A 26,174-nucleotide genomic window follows, 5' to 3' on the forward strand; every position below is an offset into this window, starting at 1 on the left:
GCCTCGCGCGCGCGGCGGCTGCGCACGTCAACACCGATGCGTTTCAGGTATCGGAACATCGTTTTCTCCTTCGCCATCACTTTGCGGCTAACCGAAAGGTGCTAACGGCGCTGACTTTTCGGTGCCCGGGTTTACACTAATTTCCACATATTTGTGACCAAAGCATATTCCTTATTGCCCGAACGGTCAATAAAAGTGTTGATATGCAGATTTTGACGTACTGCGAAATGGGGTGGTGGGTTCGCGAAAGCCGCAAGGATCGGCGTGCGCAAAAACTACGGTTGGTGATCGCGAACACTCACAGTCATCCTCGTATAATTAGTAGTACGAATTAGAGAACCCACTTGGCATGCGATATCAAACAGGATTGGAGAGCGCGGTGATGAAAAAGAAATGGTGGCTTGCGGGCATGACCTGTCTACTTGTGCACGCCGGTGCGCATGCGCAAAGCAGCGTTACGCTTTATGGGGCGGCTGACGCTGGGATTAACTTCCTGAGCAATACGGGCGGCTCGCATGCATGGCAGTTTGCGGACGGTGCATTTCAGCCCAACGAACTGGGATTCAGGGGTATTGAGGATCTCGGCGGCGGTAACCGCGCGCTCTTCGTGCTGGAGAATGGTTACCACCTGGGCACGGGTCAGTTAAATCAGGGAGGTGCATTGTTTGGTCGCCAAGCCTACGTCGGCCTCGGCAATTCGCTGGGGACGCTCACCTTCGGGATTCAATACGACTTTGCGCTCGACTTTACGGCGCTATTCAACACTAGCGCGTACGGGAGCGGCTACGGCGTTCACCTCGGCAATTTCGACCGTCAGGGCGGTGCGCGTTTGCAGAATGCCGTAAAGTTCGTGAGCAACGCCTATCACGGCCTCGTCGTCGGGGCAATGTATTCGTTCAGCAATCGCGCGGGCGACTTTCACAGCGGAAGTGCGTGGAGTTCCGGCTTCAGCTACACCATGGGGCCGTTCGCAGCAGGCGGCAACTACACGCGCCTGAATTCGCCCAGCGGGCTCGGCGCGATCGATCCTTACGCGGCGATGGGCGTGACGTCGATGCTCGGTCAAACCGTTGCGACTGCGGGACCAAACGGTACCGTCACCGATCTTTATTCGGCCACGCCCTTTCCTGTCGAATCTCAGTCGATCTACGGTATCGGAGCGTCATGGACGATTGATAAACTGGTCTTTGCGGGAGATTTCAGCGATACTGTTTTCAAGGGATTCGGAAGAACATCGTCGCTCCGTGTATATGAGCCGGGCATCCGATATTTGCTGTCTCCAGCGACGACGCTGATAGCCGCGTACCAGTACTCCACATTTGAGGGTCACCACTGGCACGAAGCCGCGCTGTCTGCGCACTATCTGTTGTCCAAGCGCACGGAACTATATGCGTCGGTCGACTGGATGCGGGCGTCTGAAGGCGTAGACGCGGTCATTGGTTATAGCTTCACCCCATCATCGAGCCGAAATCAGACCGCGACGCGTATCGCGATGAAACACACCTGGTAGTGGTCGTAAGCCAATGTCGGCGACGCCGCCACCCAACGAGATTGTAACCGCGTGACTGCTGCATCAGAATAGGTCCTTCTTCTTTCTGCGGCTCTCCCTCGCTGTATACACATCCTTACGTTGTATTTCCACGAAACGATTGGGAGTTATCGTGAACACAAAGCTTACAAGCATCGCTTTATCGTCGATTGTGATCGCCGCGGCGGTCTCCTTTACCTCACCGTCGTATTCGCAGAATGCCAGTCCGAGTGGCACTGATGCGACGCAAGCTGCACCGACAACAAAAGAGCAGAAAAAGGCGGCGCGGAAACAGGCTCGAATGAAGAAGAACGCAGAACTGAAAAAGCTCGAGGATTCGGGCTATAACCCGGGCAGGGCAAACGATCCGAACTACCCTGCAAACATTCAGAACGCTCAAAAAAAGGCGGGAGTCGGAGCAGGTGCGAGTCAGTAAAGGGAAAGGAGCGGAAAGCAGTAACCCTCGCGCGATTTTGGTTCGAGTATCCCGCTTGGGCCGGATACTCGGCCGCGCGGCAAGCTCCCGCATGATCATGCCTCGTTTTCACATACAGCAAGTCATGCAGTGGTCAGCATGGCCTCATACTCACCCGGAGTGCAGAAACCGATAGAGCTGTCCAACCGCTGTCGATCGTAATAGCCGTTGATCCAGCCGACGATATCCAGAACTACCTAAGCACGAATTATATAGGAAAACGAATAATGGCTTTCGATTCGAAAGTACCCAATCCTTATATGACGACATTCCCTCTTGGTCCCGACTTGCACTCGATGGCCGGCGCGCGCTCGTGACGGGCGGCAGTAGCGAGCAGCATCGGCCTCATGGGCGCCGTGGCGCTCGCGCGCCGGCACCCACGTCACGTGGGCGGCGCCGACCCGCTGGCCGAGGCCTGCGACGCGCTGCGCGCAGAACGCCTCGCCTGCAACCAGATTGTGCTCAACGTGAACGATCCGGCCGCCGTCGAAACGGCGTTCGACGACTAGCTCGGCAAACTTGGTTCGCCGTTCGACGTACTGGGCAACAATGCTGGTGCCCATCGGAACCACTGATCGAACTGGAGGAGGCTTAAATCGATGCCGTGCTCGAACTCAACGTCAAGGCCATGTTTTACGTGACTCGGGCGCTTGCGCGACGTCTTTTTCTACACGGCGGCGGCTCGATTATCAAGTCTCGTCGCAGATGCGCCACGTCGACAGCCCGCCACGCACACTGTACTACGCGAGCAAGCGCGCGATCGGGGGGCACGACGAACAGGCCGGCCTCCTGACCGGCAGCGCTCTGATGCTCCACGGCGGGTGGACTGCAGTGTGAAAACGATGACGTGCGCTCGGAACGTCACCTCGCATGTCCGCGTTTCGCCATCGACGTAAAGCACCTGTCAACTCACGAGTAGGCTCAGCGGCATCCGCCAGCACGTGGCCGCGATGGCTGCGGCAATAAAACATCACCGGAAAATCGCTACCGACGGACGGTGACTAACGGACTAAACGGTATCCTGAAGCGGAGAAGCCATGAATCATTTTTTTCGTCGCGAAGTGCTGCTTTTTTTCATCATCAGTCTGCTTTTTTTCGTTTGTATTCACGCCTTCGACCCCTTTCTGGCACCCTATATCATTTCGCTGGACGTTGAGGCGCGCACGATGGGCATCATTATTGGCGCCACCGGCCTGGCCTCGATGCTGCTGCGTTTTCCAGCAGGCATCGTCTCCGACCGTTTGCATAACCGCAAACGCATCATCCAAATCAGCCTGTTGTTTACGATCTGTGCTTGGCCAGTCGTATTCTTCCATCCCACGCCGGAAACACTGTTCATCGCTAAGCTGGCCGATGGCGTGACCAGCGCCACTTGGGTGGTATACAACGTGATGTTCGTCGCTTTCTTCCCGCCACTGGAAGCGGCAGCGGCTGCGGCGCTCCTCAGCGTGGCCTCGCCGATCGGCACGTTCATCGGTATCTCGCTGGCTGGGTTCATGGCACAGCATTTCGGTCCGCAGTCCAGTTTTCTCGTCGCCTCCGGCGCGGCGACACTGGCATTTTTTCTGACCTTTTTTATTCGCGAAGTGCGCCCGGAAAGAACGGAAGAGGAACGCCAGCATTCGGCACTTAGCATTCAGTTGCACGATAAATCGGCCTAGTTCCTGGGTGGGCTGTGTGCACTGGTCATGATGGTTCCGTTCGCTACCCGCGACACGCTTACGCCGCTGCTGGCCGAGAGCATGGGAATGGCACCGGCATCGCTAGCGACGCTGAGCGGTATTCATCTGTTTTTCTATGCGCTGGCCACTGCGCTCTGTGCACCGGTGTTTTACCGCTATCTCGGGCTCGGCAAATCAGCGGTGATCGGTGGGGTACTTCAAGGGCTGGCCGCTATCGCCATGCCTTGGGTGGATAGCTTGTGGGCGTTGTTTGCTCTGCAGGCGCTGACCGGAGCTTCGTTCGGCGTCATCTCAACGGTGCTTAATTCGCTGATTGTCACCCGCACGCCGGCTTGGCAGCAGTCAACGCGCGTCGGGTTATACCAAAGCATTTATTCTGCCGGGATTTTCTTTGGTCCGGTGCTGATGGGTTACATCAAATACTACTTCGCTCTTCAGCAAGGCTTCGTGGTGATCGGGGTAATCGCGCTAGCCTCGGTGCTGCTGATTCGCTCAGTCATCCACTTGGTGGAGTGCCGTCGCCCTGCGCAGCAACTGGCCGAAGAAGCGGCCGCGCGAATTCGGACAACCAGATAAGTGAAGCGCGTGAGGCTTGAGCCCATTTGATTACAGATAAGTCAGTCGCCCAGTTTTCGGACGTATCTGAGGCCGGTGGCGAAATCTGGCACTCGCTTCAGGCCTTGCCAAATGGTCTTAATACCGGGTTCGCCGTTGCCTTTGCGCGCAGGAACCTTCTTCTGCAGTTCCATGAAAGCATCCTTGGCAATCAATGCAGCAAGTGCCTTGCGACGTTCGTGGGTCGCAGCGATCTCCTCAGCCGAAAGCTCTCGAATACGCTGCCCCGATACTGTCCATGCGGCAATCGCCTGGTCGAGCCGGTGTAGATGAGCTTCGCATATAGCGAGAACTTCTTCGCGCGTAACGATTCGAACAACCTTCGGCCCACTCATGCTACGACCTCCGTTTTCAGGGCTGCGTCGATTGCCGCTTTCAGGCGAGCTTTTTCCACTTCTGGCTCGTGATACCAGGCTTGAGATGAAACGCAGACCTTGCGCGCGACCGTCGACTGGAGCTACGCCCTCTTGCCGCCTGTCTTGCAGACGGTCCTCGCCCGGATCAGTCTGTTCGCGGGCGCGTTCACGCTGGATTCAGCCCAGCGAATGATCGGCGGCGGCGGCATGGCGCGGGGCCAAGTGACGGCCGCAATCGGAGAGCTCGTCGACAAGTCACTGCTGTGCGCCATTCCAAATCTCCCGCAGATGCAGTATCGGCTGCTCGATACGATACGCGCGTATGCGCGGGACCGCCTCGTCGAGAGCGGAACGAATCGCGAATGGCGCGGCCGTCACGCCCGGCATGTCCTCGAAATCTTTCGGACGGCGGAGAAATTCGCGGCGCAACGGGTGGAAATCGACTGGAGCCGGACTTTCGGGCTGTATCTCGACGATCTTCGCGCGGCCATCGACTGGGGCTTTTCCGAAGACGGAACCCCGGCGATCGCCATCGAACTCGTTGTCGTCAGCATCGCTGCGTCGATGCAGTTCTCGATGATCGAGGAATGCCTGCGCCGCGTCGACGCCGCGCTGAACGCGCTCGGCCGCCTTGCCGCCGGGAGAGGGGATTCGTTGCCTCTGGCCGAATGGGAGATGAAGCTGCGCGCGGCGCGCGGTGCGGGCCTGCTGTTTCGGAGCGTCGGCAATCACACCAGTGAAGCATTCGCCGCAGCGCTGTCGCTCGCGGAAAAAGCGGGCGACATCGAATATCAGTTGCGCGGCTTGTGGGGCTGCTGGAGTCATGCCTACCTCAACGGAAGTTACATCGAGGCGCTTTCGATAGCCGCGCGATTTGCGGAAGTCGCCGCACGCTCGCGCTGGTCGAGCGACCGGATGGTGGCGCGCCGAATGGCCGCCATCTCGCATCTCTGTCTGGGGCGTCTCGGCGAAGCGCTGGCGGAGCTGGAACATATCCGTATTCCGGACGACCATTCGAGCCGTGCCGAGCGTGTCCGGTTCCTGTACGACGAGCGCAGCATGACCCACTCGGTGCTGGCACAGGCGTTCGCGTTTCTCGGTCGGCGCGACGATGCGGCGCTCGCGGCGCAGCAGGCACTCGACGATGCGCAGGCACTCGATCACACCGCGTCGATATGCTATGCGCTGAGCGAAGCGGTGTGCCCGACCGCACTGCTGCGCGACGACTCCGCCGCGCTCGGTCTTGCCGTTCGTGCGCTCATCGAAGCCACGCGCAGGCATGGCGTGTCGACATGGAAGGCGCGCGCGGAGATGTGGCGCGGCCTGCTCGCACTGCGCGCGGGTCGAGTGGATGCGTACGAAGCTAGCATCGCGCCATCGCTCGATGAGATCGGCGACGCGCGATATTGCGTGGTGCTCGCGGCCTACCTCTCCGAAACTGCGACCGGGCTTGCGCGACTCGGACGCATCATCGAGGCGTCGGAACTGCTCGATCACGCGATAGCGCGCGCGACGCGCAGAAGGGACGCGTTTTCATGGGTGGAACTGCTGCGCGCGAAGGCGGACGTCCTGCTGATGCAGGGACATTCGGAAGGTCTGCGCCTCGCGACCATCATATTGCCGAACGTTTTGCACATCGCGCGGGAGCAGGGCTTCGTGGCGTGGGAGGCGCGTTGCAGGCGCAGTTTCGAATGGATGAGACACGTCATCGGAACTTCGCCCGCGGCGGCGGCCATGCTCGAATCGACGATGCCGAAGCTTCCTGATTGCCTGGATTTTCCGCTCGCGACCGTGGGCCCCGTGCGTCGCGCGACGGCCTGACTGGCGCGAAATTTCAGGACTTTTCAGGCGGACACAAGGCGCTCGCGCCCGTGAATCGCTAGTCTTCGATGTACGTGCCTGGCGATGGGCATGCTTCCCAAGAGGAGGGCTCATGAAACTTCACGGGTCGATGGTCGATTTCGCGCGTCCCGACGGACGTGGGTTGAGTGGCTATTTGAGCGCGCCGGAAGATCCCGCGTATGCGCCCGCCGTTCTGGTGGTACAGGAATGGTGGGGATTGAACGACCAGATACGCGGCGTGGCAGACCGGCTTGCGAGCGCGGGCTACTTCGCTCTCGTTCCCGACCTCTATCGAGGCCGGACGACGGTCGAAGAGGAGGAAGCGCATCACCTGATGAATGGCCTCGATTTCGCCGAGGTGGCCGCGCAAGATTTGGCTGGTGCATTGCAATATCTCGGAACGAAAGCGAACCGCATCGGTGCGATGGGTTATTGCATGGGAGGCGCACTGACACTGCTCGCGCTGTGTCAGCATTCCGCACTTTCCGCCGGCGTCATGTGGTATGGCTTCCCGCCTCTCGAGTACGTGGAACCAGCGAAGATCCGCGCACCGGTGATCGGTCACTTCGCGATTCAGGATGCGTTCTTTTCCATCGACACGGTGAACGAGCTAGAAAAGCGGCTGCACGACGCCGGTGTGAAAGCGACTTTCTATCGATATCTGGCGCATCACGGATTCGCAAACGAGAACGCCGTTGGTCCGGGGCGCATATCCCGCACCCAATTCGATCCCGTTTGGTCCGAGAAGGCGTGGGACAGGACACTCACTTTTCTTGGCCGCACCTTGTGGACGCCCGCGCACGGAGATGCAACGGCGTGAGAGCATCGACGCCGATAGTTTTCCGGCCCGTCGACGTCATATCGGAGGGGTGCAGATGAACGAAGACGACTTGACAGTGACAGGCGCGACGCGGCGATGCATGCTCGGCGCGGCCGCATCTATCGCGGCGCTTTTCGCGGTGTCCCGCGCGTCGCATGCCGCTCAACGGAGCAGGAAGCTTCCCACGCAAGATCGGTTCTCTCAGGGAGACAAGGCCATGAACACGGTGACGATGAAGGATGGTGTCGAGATTTTCTTCAAGGACTGGGGCAGCGGTCAACCGATCGTCTTCTCGCACGGTTGGCCATTGAGCGCCGATGACTGGGATTCACAAATGTCGTTCTTTCTGAGTCACGGCTTTCGCGTGATCGCACACGACCGTAGAGGCCACGGACGGTCGACTCAGACGGCCGATGGTCACGACATGGATCACTACGCCGACGACCTGGCCACGCTGACCGCTCATCTCGACCTGAAGGACGCCATTCACGTCGGTCATTCCACGGGAGGCGGAGAGGTCGTGCGCTATATCGCGCGTCATGGCGAAAGCCGCGTGTCGAAGGCAGTATTGATCTCCGCCGTGCCGCCATTGATGGTGAAGACGCCGGCGAACCCCGATGGTCTGCCGAAAAGCGTGTTCGACGGATTTCAGGCGCAAGTCGCAAACAACCGCGCGCAGTTTTACCGCGATGTGCCGGCAGGGCCGTTCTATGGATTCAATCGCCCGGATGCGAAGGTGTCCGAGGGCGTCATTCAGAACTGGTGGCGTCAAGGCATGCAGGGAGGCGCCAAAGCGCACTACGACGGAATCGTCGCATTCTCACAGACGGACTTCACCGAGGACTTAAAAAAAATCACCGTGCCTACGCTCGTGATGCACGGCGACGACGACCAGATCGTGCCATATGCCGACTCGGCGCCATTAAGCGCGAAGCTATTGCGCAACGGTACGCTCAAGACCTACAAGGGCTTTCCACACGGCATGCCGACCACGCAGGCGGAAACCATCAACGCCGATCTGCTTGCGTTCATCAAGTCCTGAGCGATGCGGGCGAAACCGCGCGGTGAAAACGACGGTCAGCGAGATGCGTGCCGTCCGGCACGCGAAGGGCGTCATGACCGCGCATCTGCATGCTTACGATAAAGACAACACCATGAACCAATTCTGATATTGGTGACCCTCAAAACGAAATGCCAACCTTCGGGTTGGTAGTTTGTGTATCAAGCGTTTGGAAATACAGGCGCTCAGTTCGGCGGAGCGGAAATCTGCGGGCTGGCGTCTACGTCAAGATGCGGCTCAGCGACTCTTCGAGGCGGGCAGCGGATAGCGGCACTTGATCACCGTAGCTCGGGTCGCCTGTCACTTTCCGAAGAGGCATATGCTGGTCTTACTGTAATGTTATGGCCAACACATCGAGGTGTTCCTAAGGGGGACGCCGGGACAAGCTCTTGCGGTCAATAGTGGCTTGCGTCGAGAAAACCAAGGCTTAGCTCCTGGCTGCCGCCATCATCAAGGCCTGTGCGAATCTGCTCGCTCCGCGGGAGGAAAAGAGCATGTCGCATAGGCAGATTTTCGTTTCGACAACATATGCTTTAATTCCGGTCGATCGGCCAGTTTATGCTTTTCGCCGAAGTCCAAAGGGGCTGCGGGCGCCCAATGAACGGACAGCTTATTCTTTAATTCGCGGACGCCTTTATCCTAACGGCACAACTTGGCGGATAAGTGTCCCTGACGCCCGGCTTTCAGGGACACTCCGGGGAGAGTTCGGGGATGCGGGTGGGTTGCGTCACCCACGCGGGCCGTTCCGATGCTGCCTTGCCCGATAGGCATTGCGCCGCCGTTTTCGTGCTACAGCCACGGCGCGTTGGTACCGGCGAACGCGCGCTGGCTTCATGTGTCGGGCCACGTGGGCGTGATGCCCGAGGACCCGGCCAGGCAGATCGAACTGGCCTAAAAAAACTTGCTGGCGGTACTGGCTGACGCCGACATGAGCGTGACCGATCTGGTCAAGGTCGATGGCGTCATTACGCGAGCTTAACTCGTGCCGTTGTATCGCGCGAAGCGCGGAGTGACGGTCGGCGGGCCACGCCTCTGCCAGCACTTTGGCCAGCGTCGCCGGTCGGGCCGGGCCGGACCTGTTGTTGGAGATTCAGGCAGTGGCGGCGTGCTAACGATTCCTGTTGAACGACGAACTATCCCCGGCAAATTGTTACGATCGTTGGCAACCTTTTCGGATTGAACCTAAAGTGCAAAGAAATGCCAGCTGAGAGACTAGCGCGTCTGCGGCAGTTTCTCAGATAGCGCTTAGATTCTTTGTCTATGTTTAGGTTGCGGCAGCGCTTTTAATGAGTGTCGCTCTTCTTCGTGGTTTGTGTGCCACGGCTGCGAACATTATCTAAACGCATAAAATCTTCAGTCCTGAAAACGATGATTGCTACAGCCTTAGACCGCTGGGTATAACATTCGATAAGTAAAATATGCAATTCAAAAATGAAGCGCAGATCAAAAATCCACTGCGACTGATCGGCATTTCTTTCGCGTTATTGATGTGTCTGTCTGGATGCAGTCCGTTCGTGCAAGTTAAGGATATAACGCAAGATAAGTCACGATTTCTCGCGGAAAATTACAGCTTGGAATCATTGCCGAGCGCTGTACGTGATAAGTTGCCTGCTGCAGGTTCGCATCCGCTTCCCTTTAATAAGTTGACAGTGCTTGGAATTGCGGAAGGAAAATTCGATACGACGACAAAGCACCGTGACTTCAAAGAGGTGATAATAAACGCGCAAAACACCGGCGTCGTTCAAACAATCGACGAGATGTCGGCGAACGGGGTGCCCGAGAGCGTGACGTTCGCAATGTCCTATCTAAGCATTTACGCGTTGAAACAAGGGACTGCAACCTATTCGGCCGCGATAGCACCTCTTCCTATGGTTGTTAAGGATGCCGACAATAACGAATTCGCATTTGATGCGCCGAGCGAAAATAAATCATACGTTACGCCAATTAAGCTTGGCACCTCGTTCCAAATCGTTAATTTCGAAACCGCTGTCTGGACTTGTCACGCAGGCCGCTATTACGCGGCTTTCGATTTCAATGCTGCGTTCGCAGGCCGAGCAATAGATCTGGATTGCGATCTGACTAAGAACGGAATTGTTAGCTACAAGGCTCGCCGCACATTCTTGACTGAGTACGGAATTGCACTGACGCGCACAGTCTCAACCGCAACTGGAAAAATCGATTGGACGTATACGAGCATCGAGAAGGACGCTCAAATGTAACGATCGCATTCAACCCAGTGGGCGACGAGGCGTTGAATTGGATCAGTCGTGTTCCGATCGATCTACGCCACGTGACCGCGGAAGATGCCTGGTCCCGTGTTTCGCGCGGTGAATGAGTTTTGAGCTTATGCGCGTGTTGCTGCTTCTAGCGGTACGGTAAGAACCGTTAGCGCACTCTCCAGCCGCGCCATCTCCACATCGTTCTGGCTGCCGTCGATCCACTTCGCGTAGGTGCGCAAGAACATCTCCACGGTGTGGCCGAGCTGGCGCGCGCAGAACGCGGGCGTCATGCTGGCCATCAGCATGCTGGTCGCATAGGAATGGCGCATGTTGTACGGGCGGCGATAGCGAATGCCGAGGCGCTTGAGGATGCGCGCCCAGTAGACGCGCTGGAACGCCTCCTCGCTATGCCACGGCTTGCCCAAGCGCGGGTCCTGAAACACGCGCCCGCCGGCGACTTGCGTGAAGGCGCGCTGGCGCTGCAGGGCGGATACCCGCGCTCGCGGACGGCACGCGGCGCATCGCACTGGCCCACGGCGAGGCGCACTCGCGCGGTCTGCCCGAGCGTGCGCAGATGCGCGCGGAACGCGTGGGCGACAACTACCGGCTCTACGGCCGCAAGACGCTCGTTGCGGGCGGCGCTGCTGCGGACGCGTTCGTCGTGTCGGCCGGAACGCAGGATGACGGCGGCGTGACGCTCTTTTTCGTCGACGCCGGCGCGCCGGGTCTGACGCGCGTGGCGCTGCCGCTGCACGACGGTAGCTGGGCCGCCGAGCTGACGCTGGACGGCGTGACGCTGACTGCTCAAGCGGTGCTCGGCGAACCGGGACAGGGGCTGCCCGCGTTGCAGCAGGCGCTCGGGCACGGCACCGCCGCGCTGTGCGCGGAACTGGTAGGCGGCATGGAGCGCGCCATCGAGATCACGGCGGATTACCTGAAGGTGCGCAAGCAATTCGGCGTGCCGATCGGCAGCTTCCAGGCGTTGCAGCACCGTCTCGCCGACATGGCGGCGGAGCTGGAAATCGCGCGTTCGATGCTGTATGCACTGCTCGCGTCGATCATGAACGATGAAGCCGGGCGGCGCGACTATGTCGTCTCGCAGGCCAAGTCGCTGATCGGCCGGGCGGCGAAGTTTGTCTGCGGGCAATCGATCCAGCTGCATGGCGGCATCGGCGTGACCGAGGAATATCAGATAGGCCATTACTTCAAACGTGCGATTGTCGCAGACGCCTTGCTCGGCGGCAGCGACCGTCACGACGCCCGTTGCGCCGACTATTTGCGGCGGACACTGAATCAGGGAGACACACCGCAATGAAAGAGTTCGACAAGATCGCCGATCTCGAGCCGCTCGTCGGCGAGCAGATCGGCACGAGCGACTGGCTGCTGATCGACCAGGCCCGCGTCAACCAGTTCGCGGACGCCACCGGCGACCATCAGTGGATTCACGTCGATGAGCAGCGCGCGAAGGAAGGTCCGTTCGGCGGCACGATCGCGCATGGCTTCCTGACCCTTAGCCTGCTGCCTGCGTTTTTCGCCACGGCGTTCAAGATCAACGACGTGCGCAGCGGCCTGAACTACGGTCTCGACAAGGTGCGTTTCATTGCTCCTGTGCCGGTTGGCCGTCGCGTTCGCGCGCACTTCCGGCTCGCCGGCTTCGACGCGCTCGACAACGGTGGCGCTCAGGTCAAGTTCGAGATGACCGTCGAATGCGAGGGCGCGGGCAAGCCGGCCTGCATCGCCGAATCGATCATGCGTCTCTTTCCCTGATGCCGCTTCTATCCGTGCATTGAAGCGCTCGTGGCGGGCGGCCGGGGCGCGATGCCCGCCTTCGCTCGCCACGTTGCACGGCCGCGCCCGCGGTCCTCTATCCGATCAACCCGTTCTTGCGGGCTAATAGCATGGCGTCGTAACGGCTCGACACGCCGAGCTTCGCGAAGACGTTGCGCAGGTTCCACTTCACTGTTTCGAGCGTGATGTTCAGCGCGAGCGCGATGCGCTTGTTCGACATGGCCTCAGCGACCAGCGCGAGAATTTCCAGCTCGCGTGGCGTGAGTGCTGAGTCCGCCTTGCGGCCGGTTGCGGGCTGCGAGACATCCTCACGCACGAGCGCGTTCAGTTCGCCGGGAAATCGTTCGAGCAGGCCGATGGCATAGTCGTGAACCGCCCCCTCGATCCATGCCTCCCGGATTGCCCGATTGAGCAGCGTCGCGGCGACTTCCCCTTCGTCGATGAAGGTGCGCACGAGGCCGAACCGCGCGCCCGCTTCGATGGCGCGCACGAAAGCGGCCCGCGCGTCTTCCATGCGTTCGAGCTCGACGAGCGTGGCCGCGAGGAGAAAATCCACCAGCGCCGCCATTCGGCCCCGGCCCAATGCCTTGGCACGCGTGTGCGCATCGCTCAGCGATACCAATGCGGCCTCGGGCTGCTCCGCGCGCAGCACGCGCGCATGCGCCAATGCGGCGACGGCTGCGATTTCGGCGCGAATGCCGTGGTCTTCCCGATGGGCCTGCGCGAGCTCGTCGAGAAGGGCGTGAAGCTGAACGGCGCGTGCGTGGCGCATCTTCTGCAGCAGGATCCTGATCTGCTCGGCCAGCATGTGCGCGACGGCGCGCGGGTGCTGGTGATTGCGCAGATGCGCGGTCTGCTGTTCGAGGAATGCGAGCGCGACGTCAGCGCTCACCTGCAGGCAGTCGAGCCGCGCGCGGCACAGCGATGCGCGGATGGTCAGGTCCGGTCCCGACGATTGCAACAGGCCTCGGCGGTTCGCGATGGTTTCGCGGGCGTTGTCGATGTGGTCGAGTTCGTAGCAGGCATCCGCCAGCACGCTCGCGCAGATGTTCGCGCTGATCGAGTGACGGCCCACGGCCTTGACCGAACGCGCGAGCAACGGCGTGCCGAGGCGCTCGGCCTCGCGGACGTTGCCCTCGTGCAGGATGGCGGCGACGCGAGCGGCTTCGGCCACGAGCGCCATTTCGTTGTCGCGGTCGGCGGCCGGAATGGGGCGCCGGTCGAGCTGGCGCGTCACCTCCGCGTAGCGCCCGGCGCCTGTATAAGCGACGCACAGCTCGGCGACGAGGAAATACCGCAAGAAGCGGTTTTGAATGACGGCGTCGCACAACGGCTCCAGCAGTTCGATCATGCGCTGCGTATCGTCGTACTGGAATGCGATGGCCGCGTGGATCATCGGCACGCAGGCCGCGAGCTCGGGGTCGTCGGAGAGCGCGCTCGACTGCAGATGCGGCAGCCATGCACTCGCCTTGTCGGGCCGCGTGGTCAGCGCGATCGTGAGGCAGGCAATGAAGAGCAGACGCTGATGCCGGAACAACGTCGCCTCGGGCAGCCGTTCGAGCAGATGCAGCATCGGGCTCAGATATTCGAGGCTCCACGTTGCAGGCTCGGCACGCTCGATGACGTTCGCCGCGAACTCCACGTCGCCGCCCGCACCCGCGTGCCGGACCGCTTCGACGAGATAGCCGTGATCGGCAAACCAGTGGCTGGCGCGCAGGTGCAGCACCTTGACTGTCGCGTCGTCCCGTGTCGCGAGCCGCGTGGCGAGATACTCGCCGAACAGCGGATGAAAGCGATACCACGCGAGGCGGTCGTCCGAATCGACGCGGCTCACCAGCAGGTTCTCGTCCTCCATCCGCTTGAGAAGCTCGGCCGCCTGCGCGTCGCCAGTGACGGCGCGGGCAAGCGGCGCGTTGAAGCGGCGGAAGATCGACAGCACCTCGGCGAAGGAAGCCAGGTGCGCGGGCAGGTCGGCCATGACCTCTTCGCTGAGCCAGGTTTGCAGGTCGCTCGAGCGCCAGACCAGATCCCTGAGCGTAGCGAGCGTGTCCGGCCGGTTTTTCAGCATGATGACAATGAGCTGGATACACGAAGGCCAGCCGCTGGTCAGCTCGTGGATCAGCCCTGGCGCATCGGCGTCGAGCTTGCCGGCGCCAAGATTCTCGCCGATGAACGCGCGCGTTTCGGCGAGGTTGAACGGCAGCCCCGCACTGTCGAGCTCGACGATCTGGTTCATCATGCGCAGCCGGCTGAGGCTCAATGGCGGGGTGACGCGCGAGGCGATCACGAAGTGCAGGTTGCCCGGCGCATGTTCGAGCAGCTTCTGCATGAAGCGGTGCGCGAGCGGCGCCTCGACGTAGTGGTAATCGTCGACGAAGACGTACAGCTCTTTCGGCCAGTCGAGCGTGCTTTCGACGAGCGCGGCGATGGCCGCGTCCATCGCGCCAGTACTCGCATCGTCGAGGCGGAAGTCGGCTTCGGTGCACAGACCGATGCGCTGCATCGCGGCAATCAGGGCGGAGCAGAAGTCGGCGTAGCTTTTTTCGTCTGCGGTCAACGTGAGCCATGCGACATCCGCGCCGCCCTTGACGCACGCCTGGCGCCACTGGGCGAGCAGGATGGTCTTGCCGTAGCCGGCGCTACCCGTGACGAGGGCGAGCGTGGCGTGCTCCATCTGGTGTAACTGCGCGAGCAGATCAGTGCGAGGCACGTGCCTGGCGCCGATGCGTGGTGGTGCGAAGCGCGTGGCAGCCACGTGTTTGATGAAAGGCGTTGTCAAGATCTCATCCAATCGAATCCATGCCTCCCGGCCTTTCGCTGCCCCCTCCGAACGAGGGGTGATAAAAGGATTCGCGGAAACTAACTTAACACAAGCGCACCGTCAAGGAAGTGCACGGGCCATGCCCACAGTCCGCATGCCGGCGCGGGCCGATGGCGCTGCGCGGCGCACGTGAAGTTCAGGGTATTCCCGAGCGGAACGTGGCGCTGGCCACTCAGGAATGCAACCGGTGTTAAACGCCAGACCGAGCCGCGGCGACGCGCAAATGTGACCCATGACCTATCGAGTCCCCACGGAAGAGCAAACGCTGGCGGTCAAGAGTTTCCGCAAGTTCCTGCTGGCGGAGGTCAGGCCGGTTGCCCACACGTATCGTCACCGCTTCATTCCAAAGGCGACGATGCGCGAGCTTACCCAGCGCATCGCCGAATTCGGCCTGCCCGGCTGCACGGTGCCGGTCGAACACGGCGGCATGGGTTGGTCGTACACGACGCAGGGCATGCTATTGGAGGAACTCGCGGCGTGCTCGTGCGACGTTGCGCTGTGCGTGATGCTGAACATGGCAGTCGCGGAGATGCTGCTGGACGCGGCGCCCGAGTTGCGTGCGCGGTATTTGCCTGAGACGCTTGGGGGGCGGCTCTTCGGCGCTATCGGCATCTGCGAGCTGGAAATCGGTCCGAACGGCGCCGAGATCCCTGCACGTGCTGTGCGCGACGGCGATCACTTCACAGTGAACGGGACGCAAAGCTGGATCACCAATGGCGTCTATTCAGACGTGCTCGTCTGCGCAGTACGTACCGAAAAGGGTTTGTCGCACCTGTTGATCGACCGCGAGGCACACGGCTACGAGACACGCAACATCGACAGGGTTGCGCTCAACGCGCAGTCGACCGCGCAGATTTTCATTGCCGATGCCAGCGTTCCGGCAACGCACCTCCTCGGCCAGGAGGGCGAAGGCCTGCGCGATATGAAGAAGTTCGGTGTGCACGCGGGTACCCATGTCGGCGTGCTGTCGGTCGGCCTCATGCGCGCGGCGCTCGACGAATCCATTGCCTACGCCACGAAGCATACCCAGTTCGGCAAGATCATCGCGGCGCGTCCGTTGATTGCCGCGAAGCTCGCGGACATGGCGATCAGGACGGACGCGGCCCGGCTGATGTATCAACGCGTGTTCGGCATGAGGGACGCGGGCTTGTGCTGCGACGTGCAGGCGTCGATGGCACTAGGGTTCGCGACCGAAGCCGCGGTGCAGGTATGCCGTGACGCCGTGCAGTTGCACGGCGCGAACGGCGTGACGCGCGAATTCGATGTCGAACGGTTGTTGCGCGAGGCCATGACCATGTCGATTCTGGGCGGCGTCACGGAGATCCCGCAACTCGGTATCGCGCGCGCATTGACTGGCGTGGCCGCATTCGATTGATGCAGGCGCATGCGCTCGCGGTAGTTGCGCGGGCATGTGCGGCTTTTCGCGCTGCGCAGACGCTTTTTTATGTGACGTCGCGGCGCACGGCAATGAGGAGAGCGAAAGAAACGCATTGAAAGCAAGCAGGGCCGGTATTGAAAAAGCGATAAAAAACGAGACGTATTTCAGGAGTTCGCATGTGTATCATCAGGAAGGTTCTTGGTGGCGCAGCGTTGCTGCTCGCCGCGCAGGGCGCGTGCGCGCAGTCGACGCTGACTTTGTACGGTGTCGCCGACAGCTTCGTGCAATACCTCGGAAACGGTTCGAGGCACGCGTTCTCCGAGCGCAGTGGAGGCAATTCCGGATCGAGTCTGGGCATAAAAGGTGGTGAGGATCTGGGAGACGGTTTCAACGCCAAATTCGTGCTCGAAAGCGGTTACACCGTCAACAACGGTGCGTTCTTCATTGACAGTTCGAAACTGTTCTATCGTCAAGCCTGGGTGGGGCTGACACACGACGACTATGGTTCGCTGACGTTCGGCCGTCAGTATCAGCCGACTTTCTGGGCCATCTATTACACAGACCCGTTCCGGGGAGACGAAGTGCTATCGCCGGTGGCGGCCGCGGCGGTTGCGTTCGACCGAAACACCCTCGCCACGCAGGCCGCATCCGGCCGAACCAGTAATTCGATCGAGTATCAGTCGCCGGTTGTCGGCGGGCTGAAGCTCTACACGATGTATGCGTTCAGTTCGACGACGACGTTGCCCGTCGTGCAGAACGTCGGCAATCTATTCGATATTTCGCTGACGTACAGCGGATATGGGTTGTTCGCCGGACTCGCGTATCAAAACCAGCACGCGGGATCGGAGAACGTGCCCGGACTGCCTGCCGCGTTGAACCTGCTTGCGACCGAGCGCTTTACCGGTTCCCTTGCCTACCGGATCGGCATAGTGAACCTGCAGGCGAATTACACGTACAACCGATCGAACGACGCGCCCGCCGGCTCGCTGGCCGCCCGCCTGGGCGCAGCGCATTCGTACAGCTTCGCGGAGATCGGTGCGACGATCCAGGCGACGCCGGTGGACACGATCGAAATCGCCGGCATCGAGCGCAGGGCGCGCGGCGTGGACGATAGCGCGGAAGGGATCCAGATCGGCGTAGATCACAATATCTCGAAGCGCACGCAGATTTATGCTCGCGCCGGATATATCAAGAACCATGGCACTTCGACGATGAGCTGGCCCGCGGTCTCGGTGACGGAACTCGGATCATCGCAAAGCATGGTGGCACTGGGGCTTACGCACCGCTTCTGATGCGTTCCGATCCTGGAGTGGGACGATTGCGTGCTCGCCGTGTGCAACGTGGAGAATGGACGGGGGCCGGCGGTGACGTGCCGTTGATCGGCATCGTTTCGTCGGTTCATTATCGAGAGCTTCGTTTCCCAGCGGACTCGAAGTGCGAATCACGGTGTATCGCTGCATACCGGCGCTACTGAAAATCAATGGGTTGGCGCAACTGAGCCGCCGTCGTTCGCAGTTAAAGGATGTCGCTCCCACGTCCGTCCGCCTGGGCATTAAAGCAGTGCGATAGCGTGCGGCCCGTTAAGCAAGATCATTTCGCAACCTATGCCCCATATCCGGGCTAGAACGGCACACCGGAAGCCGTGCAGCGGTGTGCAGTGGATCTACGGCGCAGTGCTCAACGTGGCGAACGCGTGGCGTATGCGAAGCAGTTCGATCTCGCTATCGGCATCGCGCTGGCGCTGGCACCGGCGCAGATGGCGCAATTCACGACCGACATGGTGTGGCTCGTCGAGCTGGATGTGACGTTGCCCGACGGATCGCATCAGAAGGTGCTCGTGCCGAAGGTGTATCCACGGGCGCGGCCGTCAAGGCGGGCGGCGATCTGACGATGACGGCATCGAAAGACACGGCCACGCATCACGAACAATCGATGGGCGGCCCGAACGCCCAGCACATCAGTTCGAGCTACGACGAGTCCGTCAACGGTTCGAGCATCAGCGCGGGCGGCGGTGCAACGCTGGCGGCGGGTCAGAACGCGGCGGCAATCTGTCCGTGCTCGGCTCGAACGCGACGGCGGACAAGGGCGGCATCGCGCTCACAAACGCACCCCACCGTCTGCTTGACGGGCTTACGGCATGCGTCGAGATTCGATAGGAAACGCGCCAAATATCAGCACCCCAACAAATCACCCCTCAAACCTTCCTAACAAACTCCGTCTTCAAACTCATCGCCCCGAACCCATCGATTTTGCAGTCGATGTCATGATCCGCATCGACCAGTCGTATGTTCTTGACCTTCGTACCCATCTTGACGACTCCACCGCCGCCCTTGAGCTTCAGATCCTTGATCACAGTAACCGTGTCGCCATCCTGGAGGATGTTCCCCGCGGAATCCCGATAAACCTTGGCGGCGGGCTCCGATGCGACCTCCATCCGCGCAGACCATTCATGCGCGCATTCCGGGCAGATATACATGCCGGCATCTTCGTAAGTAAATGCCGATTGGCACTGGGGGCAGGGAGGTAGTGAATTCATACGTATTGCTTGATGACTTGCGGGAACTGAAGGCCGGCAAGTATAGCGCCGCCCGACATCAAAGACCATGCAACGACCGGCCGCTATATTCCCCCATACATTCCGCTCTATATAAACAATAAAAATGTTTTGCTTTCATCGATGGTTCTTCTGCCCCAACATGAAGTGATTCTGAAAAAGAGAAGGAGCGAGACATGGACGACACCACGGACCTCAAGCGCTACGAATTGCTGATCGGCGGCGAATTCGTCCCCCCGAGCGGAGGCGACTACTCGACGAACCTCGATCCCGCCACCGAAAACCCGATATCCCGCGTGGCGCAAGGCACGTCCGCCGATGTCGACCGCGCCGTGCAGGCCGCGCGCGCCGCACTCAAACCGTGGAACGCGATCCGTGCCGCCGAGCGCGGCCGGATCCTGATGAAGCTCGCCGAGCTGCTGCGTGAAAATCAGGAAGAACTCGCGGCGCTAGAAAGTCTCGACGCGGGCAAGCCCATCGCGGGCGTGCAGCGCCAGGACGTGCCCGCGGCCATCGATACCCTCGCGTACTACGCCGGCTGGTGCGACAAGATCAACGGCCAGGTCGTGCCCGCGCGCCCCGACGCGCTGACCTATACGGTGCGCGAACCCGTCGGCGTCGTCGCGGCGATCGTGCCGTGGAATTTCCCTCTGATGATCGGCATGTGGAAAATCGCGCCCGCGCTCGCGTGCGGCTGCACGCTGATCGTGAAGCCCGCCGAAATCACGCCGCTCTCCGCGCTGATGGTCGGGCGGCTCGCGCTCGAAGCCGGCGTGCCGCCGGGCGTGCTCAATATCGTGACCGGCAAGGGTTCGGTCGTCGGCGACGCGCTCGTCGCGCACCCGGGCGTCGACAAGGTGACGTTCACCGGGTCGCCGTCGGTCGGGCGCGGCATCCTGCAAGGCGCGGCAGGCAACTTCAAGCGCGTCACGCTGGAACTGGGCGGCAAGTCCGCCAACGTGATTTTCGCGGACGCGAATCTCGACGGCGCCGTGCGCGCGGCCGCCTCCGGCATCTTCTTCAACGCGGGTCAAGTCTGCTCGGCGGGCTCGCGGATTCTCGCCCAGCGCGCCGTCTATGACGAGGTCGTCGAGCGACTCGCCGAGCGCGCGCGGACGATCAAGCTCGGCGATCCGTCGAAGCGGGAAACCAACATGGGCCCGCTCATCTCCGCCAAGCAGATGAAGAGCGTGCTGGACTACGTGGACATCGGCAAGGGCGAGGGCGCATCGCTCGTGACGGGCGGCAGGCGGTCGGGCGAGCGCGGCTATTTCGTCGAGCCGACGGTGTTCGCGAACGTCCAGCACGAGATGCGTATCTCGCAGGAGGAGATTTTCGGGCCGGTCGCGAGTGTCATTCCCTTCGACGACGAAGCCGACGCGCTGCGCATCGCCAACGGCACCGCCTACAGTCTCGCCGCGGGCGTGTGGAGCGCGGATATCGGCCGGGTGCATCGCATGGCTGCCGAACTCAGGGCGGGCACGGTCTGGGTCAATACCTACGGCTTCACGGACGTGCGCCTGCCGTGGGGCGGCGGAGGCGATTCCGGCTTCGGCCGCGAACATGGCGATGTCGCCATCGAGAACTTCACGGAGCCGAAAGCGGTCTGGGTCGCGCTGACGCCGTGATATAGCAAAAAGGGCGGTCCGGGATTTGTCCGGATCGCCCTTATCGATCGTTAAAAGCCCTCAAGCGCGCGCCGTTTCCTCGTTGCGTGCTCGCCAAAGCCGCGCCCGCTGCGTGCTGTCTTGATACTGAACCGTGTTTTGCCGGCACGCCTCGACCGTCGAATTCTTCCGCTCGACGATCACCTGGCAAAGAAAGTCCGCGCTATACGCCTTCAAGAGATGCGGCGTGTGCGTCTCGATGTACTGTGCGATTTTCCCGTAGTCGCTGTCCGCCGATGCAAGCGAGAGATAGGTCTTCGCATCCCAACGGAACATCAGGTCGAGTTCTTCGAAAGCGGTGTTGAATGCGCAAACTTGCGCCTGAACTTCTCGGTCATCGCCGTACGCTGCGTGGATCATGATCGTCTCCTGTATGGCCGTGGGGCATGAATGCAGGATAGGCATCGTGATCCATATACGATAGTTAAAGTTATTTCGCTTATATATTCATTAAGCGTTATGAGTTTGGCTTGCCGGTCTTTGCGACTATCTGGGTGATCGCCTCGATCTGCGCCGCGCCTTCCTCGACGAGAAACTGCTTGAACGCGAGCGCCACCGGCGGCAGGCGCTTGTTGTTCCGATGCACGACGAACCAGTTGAGCATCACGGGAAAACCCTCGATATCGAGCACCGCCAGTTTGCCGACCTGAAGTTCCATGCTGATCGTATGCGCGGAGAGAAAGCTCAGGCCCATGCCTGCGATCACCGCCTGCTTGATCGTTTCCGTGCTGGTGATTTCCATCGCGACGTTCAGGTTCGAAAGCCGGCCGGCAAAACCTTCCTCCATGGAATTCCATGTATCCGAACCGCGCTCGCGGACGATGAACGGCTCGTCGGCCAACGCTTCGAGCGGTACGTTCTTGCGTCCGACGAGCGGATGATCTGGCGGCGCGACGATCACGTACGGATGCGGCGCGAACGATACGTTGACCGTATCCATGTCGCGCGGCGGACGCACCATCACGGCGAGGTCGGTGAGGTTGTCGGAAAGCTGATGCAGCAACTCTTCGCGGTTGTGCACCGCAAGATTGAGCCTGACATCGGTATTACGCTGCGTGAACGCTGCAAGGAGCCGCGGAAAGAAGTAATCGCCCGCGCTGATCACCGCGACATTGAGCCTGCCGCCCGAGATGCCTTTGAGCCGCGCCATCGCGTCGTCGGCCTCGCGGAACTGCTCGAGGATCGCGCGGCTGTAATGGAGCATTTCATTCCCGGCCGGCGTGAGGTAAATTTTCTTGCCGAGTTGCTCAAAGAGCGGCAAGCCAGCGTGCTCCTCGAGTTGCTTCACCTGCGTCGAGACCGCGGGCTGAGTGAGATAGAGCTCCTCGGCGGCGCGAGAAAAACTCAGTCGACGGGCAACGGTTTCGAAGATCTTCAACTGACGCAGGGTGGCATTACGCAGCACGACAATCCCTCATCCATTAACGATAGCTAATTTATACAATAATTTTTTCTAACTTTCCTTAATCGTTTTTCTCCCCCACGATGCTTTCACGTCCCCAAAAGTTGTAAGGCGGACAGTCGCGGTCAGCACGGACGGGCATGCTCAACCCCTGGCATCCGTCAGCGCTCCGCGCGGCATCCCGAGCACGACTGCGCAGCAAACGAAGCCTTTGCCAAGGCCGCATCAACCATCCGGACTTCATTGGGAATCGCTTGAAATGATTCGTCGATCGCCTGACGCGGATGCTTCCCAGATGTGCGAATCGATCGCCCAATTCAGCAGTTTCATAACGCGCAACATGCGCAACACACGTGACAGGCGGCCTCACGCCCATGCCGCCTGGACCGAGCATTTCCCCTGACCGACCGTCCGCCGCCGGCGCACCGCGCCGGCTTCTCGCAGCACACCAAGCGCCGCACGAGCGCTGGAAACATAACGGAGACAGACATGGCAAGCGCAGACACGGTTGTGTCCGGGCAATCGCACGGGCGTCATCACAACAGATGGTTCCAGCTAGTGATCGGCATCATCTGCATGGGGCTGGTCGCCAACCTTCAGTACGCATGGACCCTGTTCGTCGTTCCGATGGACGCGAAGCATCATTGGGGGCAAGCGGCGATTCAGACGGCCTTCACCATTTTCATCGTGACCGAAACATGGCTCGTGCCCGTCGAGGGCTGGCTCGTCGATAAATTCGGGCCGCGCCCGGTGGTGATGGGCGGCGCGATCTGCGCGGCGATCGGCTGGATCATCGACGCACACGCCACCACGCTCATGCATCTGTACATCGCGGCCGTCGTCGCGGGTATCGGCGCGGGCTGCGTGTACGGCACGTGCGTCGGCACGGCGCTCAAGTGGTTCCCGGACAAGCGCGGTCTCGCGGCCGGCATGACGGCCGCGGGTTTCGGCGCGGGCGCGGCCGTCACCGTGATTCCGATCTCCAACATGATCCAGAGCGCCGGCTACGAGCACGCGTTCATGTTCTTCGGCATTCTGCAGGGCGTGTGCATTTTCGTGCTCGCGCTGGTGCTCGTGCGGCCGAATCCGCCGAAGGGCATCGTCCCGGCCAAACGCATCGTGGCGACGAAAATCGACTACACGACAAGACAGATGGTGCGCTCGCCGCTCTTCTGGGTGCTGTATCTGATGTTCGTGTTCGTCGCGGCGGGCGGCGTGATCGCGACCGCACAGTTCGGGCCGATCGCGAAGGAATATGGCTTCGCGAAGATGCCGGTGAACCTGCTGGGCGTGACGCTGCCGCTGCTCGCAATGACCCTTTCCATCGACAACCTCTGCAACGGCTTCACGCGCCCGCTGTGCGGCTTCATCTCGGACAAGATCGGCCGCGAGAACACGATGTTCATCATCTTCCTGGGCGAAGGCGTCGCGCTGCTCGGGCTGATGGAGTTCGGACACAACCCGTATCTCTTCATGCTGTTCGCGGCGATGACGTTCCTCTGCTGGGGCGAAATTTTCTCGATCTTCCCGGCGACCTGCGCCGACACCTTCGGCAGCAAATACGCCGCCGCCAACGCGGGCACGCTGTACACCGCGAAGGGCACGGCGTCGATGCTGGTGCCGCTCGCATCGGTGCTCGCGTCGATCGGTTCGTGGAACGCGGTGTTCATCACCTCGGCCGTGACGTCGATCGCGGCGGGACTGTGCGCGAAGTTCGTACTCGCGCCGATGCGCAAGCGCTGGATCGAAAACACGCTCGCGGAAACCGCGGCCGAATCGTCGGTCAACGCGTCGTTCCAGTCGGGCTGGGACGCCTCGCGCAACACGGTTCAGTAGGCAAGCGAGGCATGACGCGCGAACAATCTCCGCCGCTCAGCGTATCGTTGCATCAGCTGAGATTGTTCGTCACGCTCGCGCGGCATCGCAGTTTCACGCGCGCGGGCGACGAATTCGGCATCACGCAATCGGCGGTCAGCCGCAGCATCAGAGAACTCGAAGACGAAGTCGCGCTGCGGCTCTTCGATCGCACCACGCGCCAGGTCGCGCTCACCGATACCGGCCGCAGGCTGCTCGCGCGCATTGCGCCGCTCGTCGAGGAACTGGAAGCGACGCTGCGGCCGCGTGCACAAGAGGGCGGCGAGCCGGGCGTCGTGAATCTCGCGAGCAGTTGCGGTCTCACGGCGAGCGTCTTGCCCGCGATGCTCGCGTCCTGCCACGAGCGTTTGCCGGATATCACGATCGTGATGATGGACCGCCCGCAGAACGCCGTGCTGCAACTCGTGCGTTCGGGCGAGGCGGAGCTGGGCGTCGTCCTCGCGCCGGAGAATCTCGACGAACTCGCCGCCGAACCGCTTTTCGCCGATGGACTCGCGGCGGTCGTGAGCGCGTCGCATCGGTTGAGCGAGGCGGCGCGCATCGACTGGGAGCAACTGCGCGGCACGCCACTGCTCCTTCTCGACGACGACACCGGCAGCCTCGGCGCCATCGAAGCCGCGCTCGCGCTGCACGGTGTGACCGGCGCGGTCCGTCAAAAGCTCAGCCAATCGGCGGCGGTCGCGCGCATGGCCGAAGCCGGGCTCGGCGTCGGCATCCTGCCGATGCACGCGCGCGCCGCTTGCGATAGCGCGCAGACGCGCTTCATCCCGCTCGTGCCGGACGCGTCGCGCACGATCATGCTCGTGCGGCGCAAAAACCGCGCATTGCGCGCGAGCGCGGCAAGTGTCTGGTCGCACATCGTCGCGTCGTCGTCGCATACTCTCTTCGCGGGCCAGGCCGTCGACGCCTGACCGACGCGTTTCTCATCTTCATCGAACTCGCGGCGCGCATTGCGCATGCGGGTTTCCGCTCGTCCCAGGCGAACATTCGCCTTGTCGTTGCTCGATACCGAATGTAGTATCTTGTATATCAGAAGGATATAAAGCTACAACCCTCAGGAGACGAACCATGAAAATCTGCGTGTACGGCGCCGGTGCGATCGGCGGCTATATGGGTGCGCAACTGGCGCGCGCCGGAGCGGACGTCAGTTTCGTCGCGCGCGGACCGCATCTCGCGGCCATGCAGGCAAACGGCGTCAAGCTGCGGATCGACGGTGAAGAGCACGTCGTCAAGGTGCGCTGCACGAACAATCCCGCCGAACTCGGCCCGCAGGATTACGTGATCATCGCGCTCAAGGCGCATTCGATTCCCGGCGTCGTCGACCTGATTCCGCCGCTGCTCGGCCCGGAGACGGCGATCGTCACGGCCGTCAACGGTTTGCCTTACTGGTACTTCTACAAGCACGGCGGCGAGCTCGAAGGCACGAAGTTGCAGAGCGTCGACCCCGGCGGGCGGCAGTGGGACGTGTTCGGACCCGAGCGCGCGATCGGCTGCGTGCTGCTGCCGGCGGCGGAGATCGCGGAACCGGGCGTCATCGAGCATCACTACGGCAAGAAGTTTCCGATCGGCGAGCCGAGCGGTGAAATCACGCCGCGCCTCCAGGCGCTGCACGACATGATGGCCAAGGCGGACATGGAAGCGCCGATGCGCGACAACATCCGCGACGAAATCTGGCTGAAGCTCTGGGGCAACCTGTGCTTCAACCCGATCAGCGCGCTGACCGGCGCGACGCTCGACGTGCTGACGAGCGATCCCGGCACGCGCGCGCTCTCGAAGGCCATGATGCTGGAGGCGAAGGCCATCGGCGACAGGATCGGCGTGAATTTCCGCGTCGACGTCGAGCGGCGCATCAACGGCGCGGGCGCGGTCGGCGCGCACAAAACGTCGATGCTGATGGACTGCGAGGCCGGACGCCCGATGGAAATCGATCCGCTGATGACCGTCGTGCAGGAAATCGGCCGTCTGGTTCACGTCGAAACGCCGATGCTCGATGCGGTTCTCGCATTGATCAAGCTGCGCGAGGGCGTGAACCAGGGCCCGGCGAAGCCTTTGCCGCTCCCGCAATCTCAAAAAGCCGCCTAAACTGCACACG

At 61.2% G+C, this 26,174-nt stretch carries 24 protein-coding genes and 1 pseudogene; 19 read left to right on the plus strand and 6 right to left on the minus strand.

The window, feature by feature from the left end; translation table 11 throughout:
• Window positions 1-382: 382 nt before the first annotated feature.
• From NCS28_RS15675 to NCS28_RS15695, 5 genes are all read left to right on the plus strand, one after another.
• Window positions 383-1,510, plus strand: a complete 1,128-nt coding sequence (locus NCS28_RS15675; protein ID WP_250514676.1) for a porin — start codon at window positions 383-385, stop codon at window positions 1,508-1,510.
• 151 nt (window positions 1,511-1,661) lie between these two features.
• Complete coding sequence (locus NCS28_RS15680; protein ID WP_502801196.1) at window positions 1,662-1,964, plus strand: hypothetical protein; 303 nt, start codon at window positions 1,662-1,664, stop codon at window positions 1,962-1,964.
• Window positions 1,965-2,350: 386 nt separating this feature from the next.
• Window positions 2,351-2,512, plus strand: a complete 162-nt coding sequence (locus tag NCS28_RS15685; RefSeq protein WP_250514677.1) for a hypothetical protein — start codon at window positions 2,351-2,353, stop codon at window positions 2,510-2,512.
• A gap of 528 nt (window positions 2,513-3,040) precedes the next feature.
• Window positions 3,041-3,664 (plus strand): MFS transporter, encoded by a 624-nt coding sequence (locus tag NCS28_RS15690; RefSeq protein WP_250514678.1) that lies wholly within the window; start codon window positions 3,041-3,043, stop codon window positions 3,662-3,664.
• Window positions 3,665-3,691: 27 nt separating this feature from the next.
• Window positions 3,692-4,261, plus strand: a complete 570-nt coding sequence (locus tag NCS28_RS15695) for an MFS transporter (RefSeq protein ID WP_250514679.1) — start codon at window positions 3,692-3,694, stop codon at window positions 4,259-4,261.
• A gap of 41 nt (window positions 4,262-4,302) precedes the next feature.
• Here NCS28_RS15695 and NCS28_RS33200 read toward each other — a convergent pair.
• Window positions 4,303-4,410, minus strand: a pseudogene (locus tag NCS28_RS33200) (IS4 family transposase); the annotation flags it as partial.
• Window positions 4,411-4,734: 324 nt separating this feature from the next.
• Between NCS28_RS33200 and NCS28_RS15705 the strand changes: the two are divergent.
• From NCS28_RS15705 to NCS28_RS15725, 5 genes are all read left to right on the plus strand, one after another.
• Window positions 4,735-6,477, plus strand: a complete 1,743-nt coding sequence (locus NCS28_RS15705; protein WP_250514680.1) for a winged helix-turn-helix domain-containing protein — start codon at window positions 4,735-4,737, stop codon at window positions 6,475-6,477.
• A gap of 112 nt (window positions 6,478-6,589) precedes the next feature.
• On the plus strand, window positions 6,590-7,318 hold the full coding sequence (locus NCS28_RS15710; protein ID WP_250514681.1) for a dienelactone hydrolase family protein: 729 nt from the start codon (window positions 6,590-6,592) through the stop codon (window positions 7,316-7,318).
• Between the two features lie 217 nt (window positions 7,319-7,535).
• Window positions 7,536-8,360, plus strand: coding sequence for an alpha/beta fold hydrolase (locus NCS28_RS15715; protein ID WP_250514682.1), 825 nt, complete (start codon window positions 7,536-7,538; stop codon window positions 8,358-8,360).
• A 766-nt stretch (window positions 8,361-9,126) separates the two neighbouring features.
• Window positions 9,127-9,273 carry a hypothetical protein gene (locus NCS28_RS15720; RefSeq protein ID WP_250514683.1) on the plus strand — a complete coding sequence of 49 codons (147 nt, stop codon included), beginning with the start codon at window positions 9,127-9,129 and terminating at the stop codon, window positions 9,271-9,273.
• 523 nt (window positions 9,274-9,796) lie between these two features.
• Complete coding sequence (locus NCS28_RS15725; protein WP_250514684.1) at window positions 9,797-10,597, plus strand: hypothetical protein; 801 nt, start codon at window positions 9,797-9,799, stop codon at window positions 10,595-10,597.
• Between the two features lie 125 nt (window positions 10,598-10,722).
• On the opposite strand, the gene NCS28_RS15730 is transcribed toward NCS28_RS15725, so the two are convergent.
• Window positions 10,723-11,022, minus strand: a complete 300-nt coding sequence (locus tag NCS28_RS15730; RefSeq protein WP_502801197.1) for a site-specific integrase — start codon at window positions 11,020-11,022, stop codon at window positions 10,723-10,725.
• Between the two features lie 149 nt (window positions 11,023-11,171).
• Between NCS28_RS15730 and NCS28_RS15735 the strand changes: the two genes are divergently transcribed.
• Window positions 11,172-11,912, plus strand: coding sequence for an acyl-CoA dehydrogenase family protein (locus NCS28_RS15735; protein ID WP_350029794.1), 741 nt, complete (start codon window positions 11,172-11,174; stop codon window positions 11,910-11,912).
• Entirely contained in the window at window positions 11,909-12,364 is a 456-nt protein-coding gene (locus NCS28_RS15740) for a MaoC family dehydratase (RefSeq protein ID WP_250514685.1), read from the plus strand. Before NCS28_RS15735 ends, NCS28_RS15740 begins: the two co-directional genes overlap by 4 nt.
• A gap of 97 nt (window positions 12,365-12,461) precedes the next feature.
• On the opposite strand, the gene NCS28_RS15745 is transcribed toward NCS28_RS15740, so the two are convergent.
• Window positions 12,462-15,140 carry a winged helix-turn-helix domain-containing protein gene (locus NCS28_RS15745; RefSeq protein WP_250514686.1) on the minus strand — a complete coding sequence of 893 codons (2,679 nt, stop codon included), beginning with the start codon at window positions 15,138-15,140 and terminating at the stop codon, window positions 12,462-12,464.
• Between the two features lie 298 nt (window positions 15,141-15,438).
• Between NCS28_RS15745 and NCS28_RS15750 the strand changes: the two genes are divergently transcribed.
• From NCS28_RS15750 to NCS28_RS15760, 3 genes are all read left to right on the plus strand, one after another.
• On the plus strand, window positions 15,439-16,581 hold the full coding sequence (locus NCS28_RS15750) for an acyl-CoA dehydrogenase family protein (protein ID WP_250514687.1): 1,143 nt from the start codon (window positions 15,439-15,441) through the stop codon (window positions 16,579-16,581).
• Between the two features lie 179 nt (window positions 16,582-16,760).
• The gene (locus NCS28_RS15755) at window positions 16,761-17,876 is read left to right on the plus strand and encodes a porin (protein ID WP_250514688.1); all 1,116 of its coding nucleotides are present in this window, start codon (window positions 16,761-16,763) and stop codon (window positions 17,874-17,876) included.
• A 401-nt stretch (window positions 17,877-18,277) separates the two neighbouring features.
• Window positions 18,278-18,472 carry a hypothetical protein gene (locus NCS28_RS15760; protein ID WP_250514689.1) on the plus strand — a complete coding sequence of 65 codons (195 nt, stop codon included), beginning with the start codon at window positions 18,278-18,280 and terminating at the stop codon, window positions 18,470-18,472.
• A gap of 306 nt (window positions 18,473-18,778) precedes the next feature.
• Here NCS28_RS15760 and NCS28_RS15765 read toward each other — a convergent pair whose 3' ends face one another.
• Window positions 18,779-19,120 carry a zinc ribbon domain-containing protein YjdM gene (locus NCS28_RS15765; RefSeq protein WP_250514690.1) on the minus strand — a complete coding sequence of 114 codons (342 nt, stop codon included), beginning with the start codon at window positions 19,118-19,120 and terminating at the stop codon, window positions 18,779-18,781.
• Between the two features lie 194 nt (window positions 19,121-19,314).
• Between NCS28_RS15765 and NCS28_RS15770 the strand changes: the two genes are divergently transcribed.
• Entirely contained in the window at window positions 19,315-20,766 is a 1,452-nt protein-coding gene (locus NCS28_RS15770) for an aldehyde dehydrogenase family protein (protein WP_250514691.1), read from the plus strand.
• A 60-nt stretch (window positions 20,767-20,826) separates the two neighbouring features.
• On the opposite strand, the gene NCS28_RS15775 is transcribed toward NCS28_RS15770, so the two are convergent.
• Both NCS28_RS15775 and NCS28_RS15780 read right to left on the minus strand, forming a co-directional pair.
• Window positions 20,827-21,165 carry a hypothetical protein gene (locus NCS28_RS15775; protein WP_250514692.1) on the minus strand — a complete coding sequence of 113 codons (339 nt, stop codon included), beginning with the start codon at window positions 21,163-21,165 and terminating at the stop codon, window positions 20,827-20,829.
• A 97-nt stretch (window positions 21,166-21,262) separates the two neighbouring features.
• Window positions 21,263-22,207, minus strand: coding sequence for a LysR family transcriptional regulator (locus NCS28_RS15780; protein ID WP_250515027.1), 945 nt, complete (start codon window positions 22,205-22,207; stop codon window positions 21,263-21,265).
• Between the two features lie 489 nt (window positions 22,208-22,696).
• Here NCS28_RS15780 and oxlT point away from each other — a divergent pair, with 489 nt between their 5' ends.
• From oxlT to NCS28_RS15795, 3 genes are all read left to right on the plus strand, one after another.
• A complete protein-coding gene (gene oxlT, locus NCS28_RS15785) occupies window positions 22,697-24,043 on the plus strand; it encodes an oxalate/formate MFS antiporter (RefSeq protein WP_250514693.1) in 1,347 nt (448 codons plus the stop codon).
• An 11-nt stretch (window positions 24,044-24,054) separates the two neighbouring features.
• Window positions 24,055-24,993, plus strand: a complete 939-nt coding sequence (locus tag NCS28_RS15790; RefSeq protein ID WP_250514694.1) for a LysR family transcriptional regulator — start codon at window positions 24,055-24,057, stop codon at window positions 24,991-24,993.
• Between the two features lie 157 nt (window positions 24,994-25,150).
• Complete coding sequence (locus NCS28_RS15795) at window positions 25,151-26,164, plus strand: 2-dehydropantoate 2-reductase (RefSeq protein WP_250514695.1); 1,014 nt, start codon at window positions 25,151-25,153, stop codon at window positions 26,162-26,164.
• Window positions 26,165-26,174: the final 10 nt, after the last annotated feature.

The sequence above is a fragment of the Caballeronia sp. INDeC2 genome, from assembly GCF_023631325.1.
GTDB lineage: Bacteria > Pseudomonadota > Gammaproteobacteria > Burkholderiales > Burkholderiaceae > Caballeronia.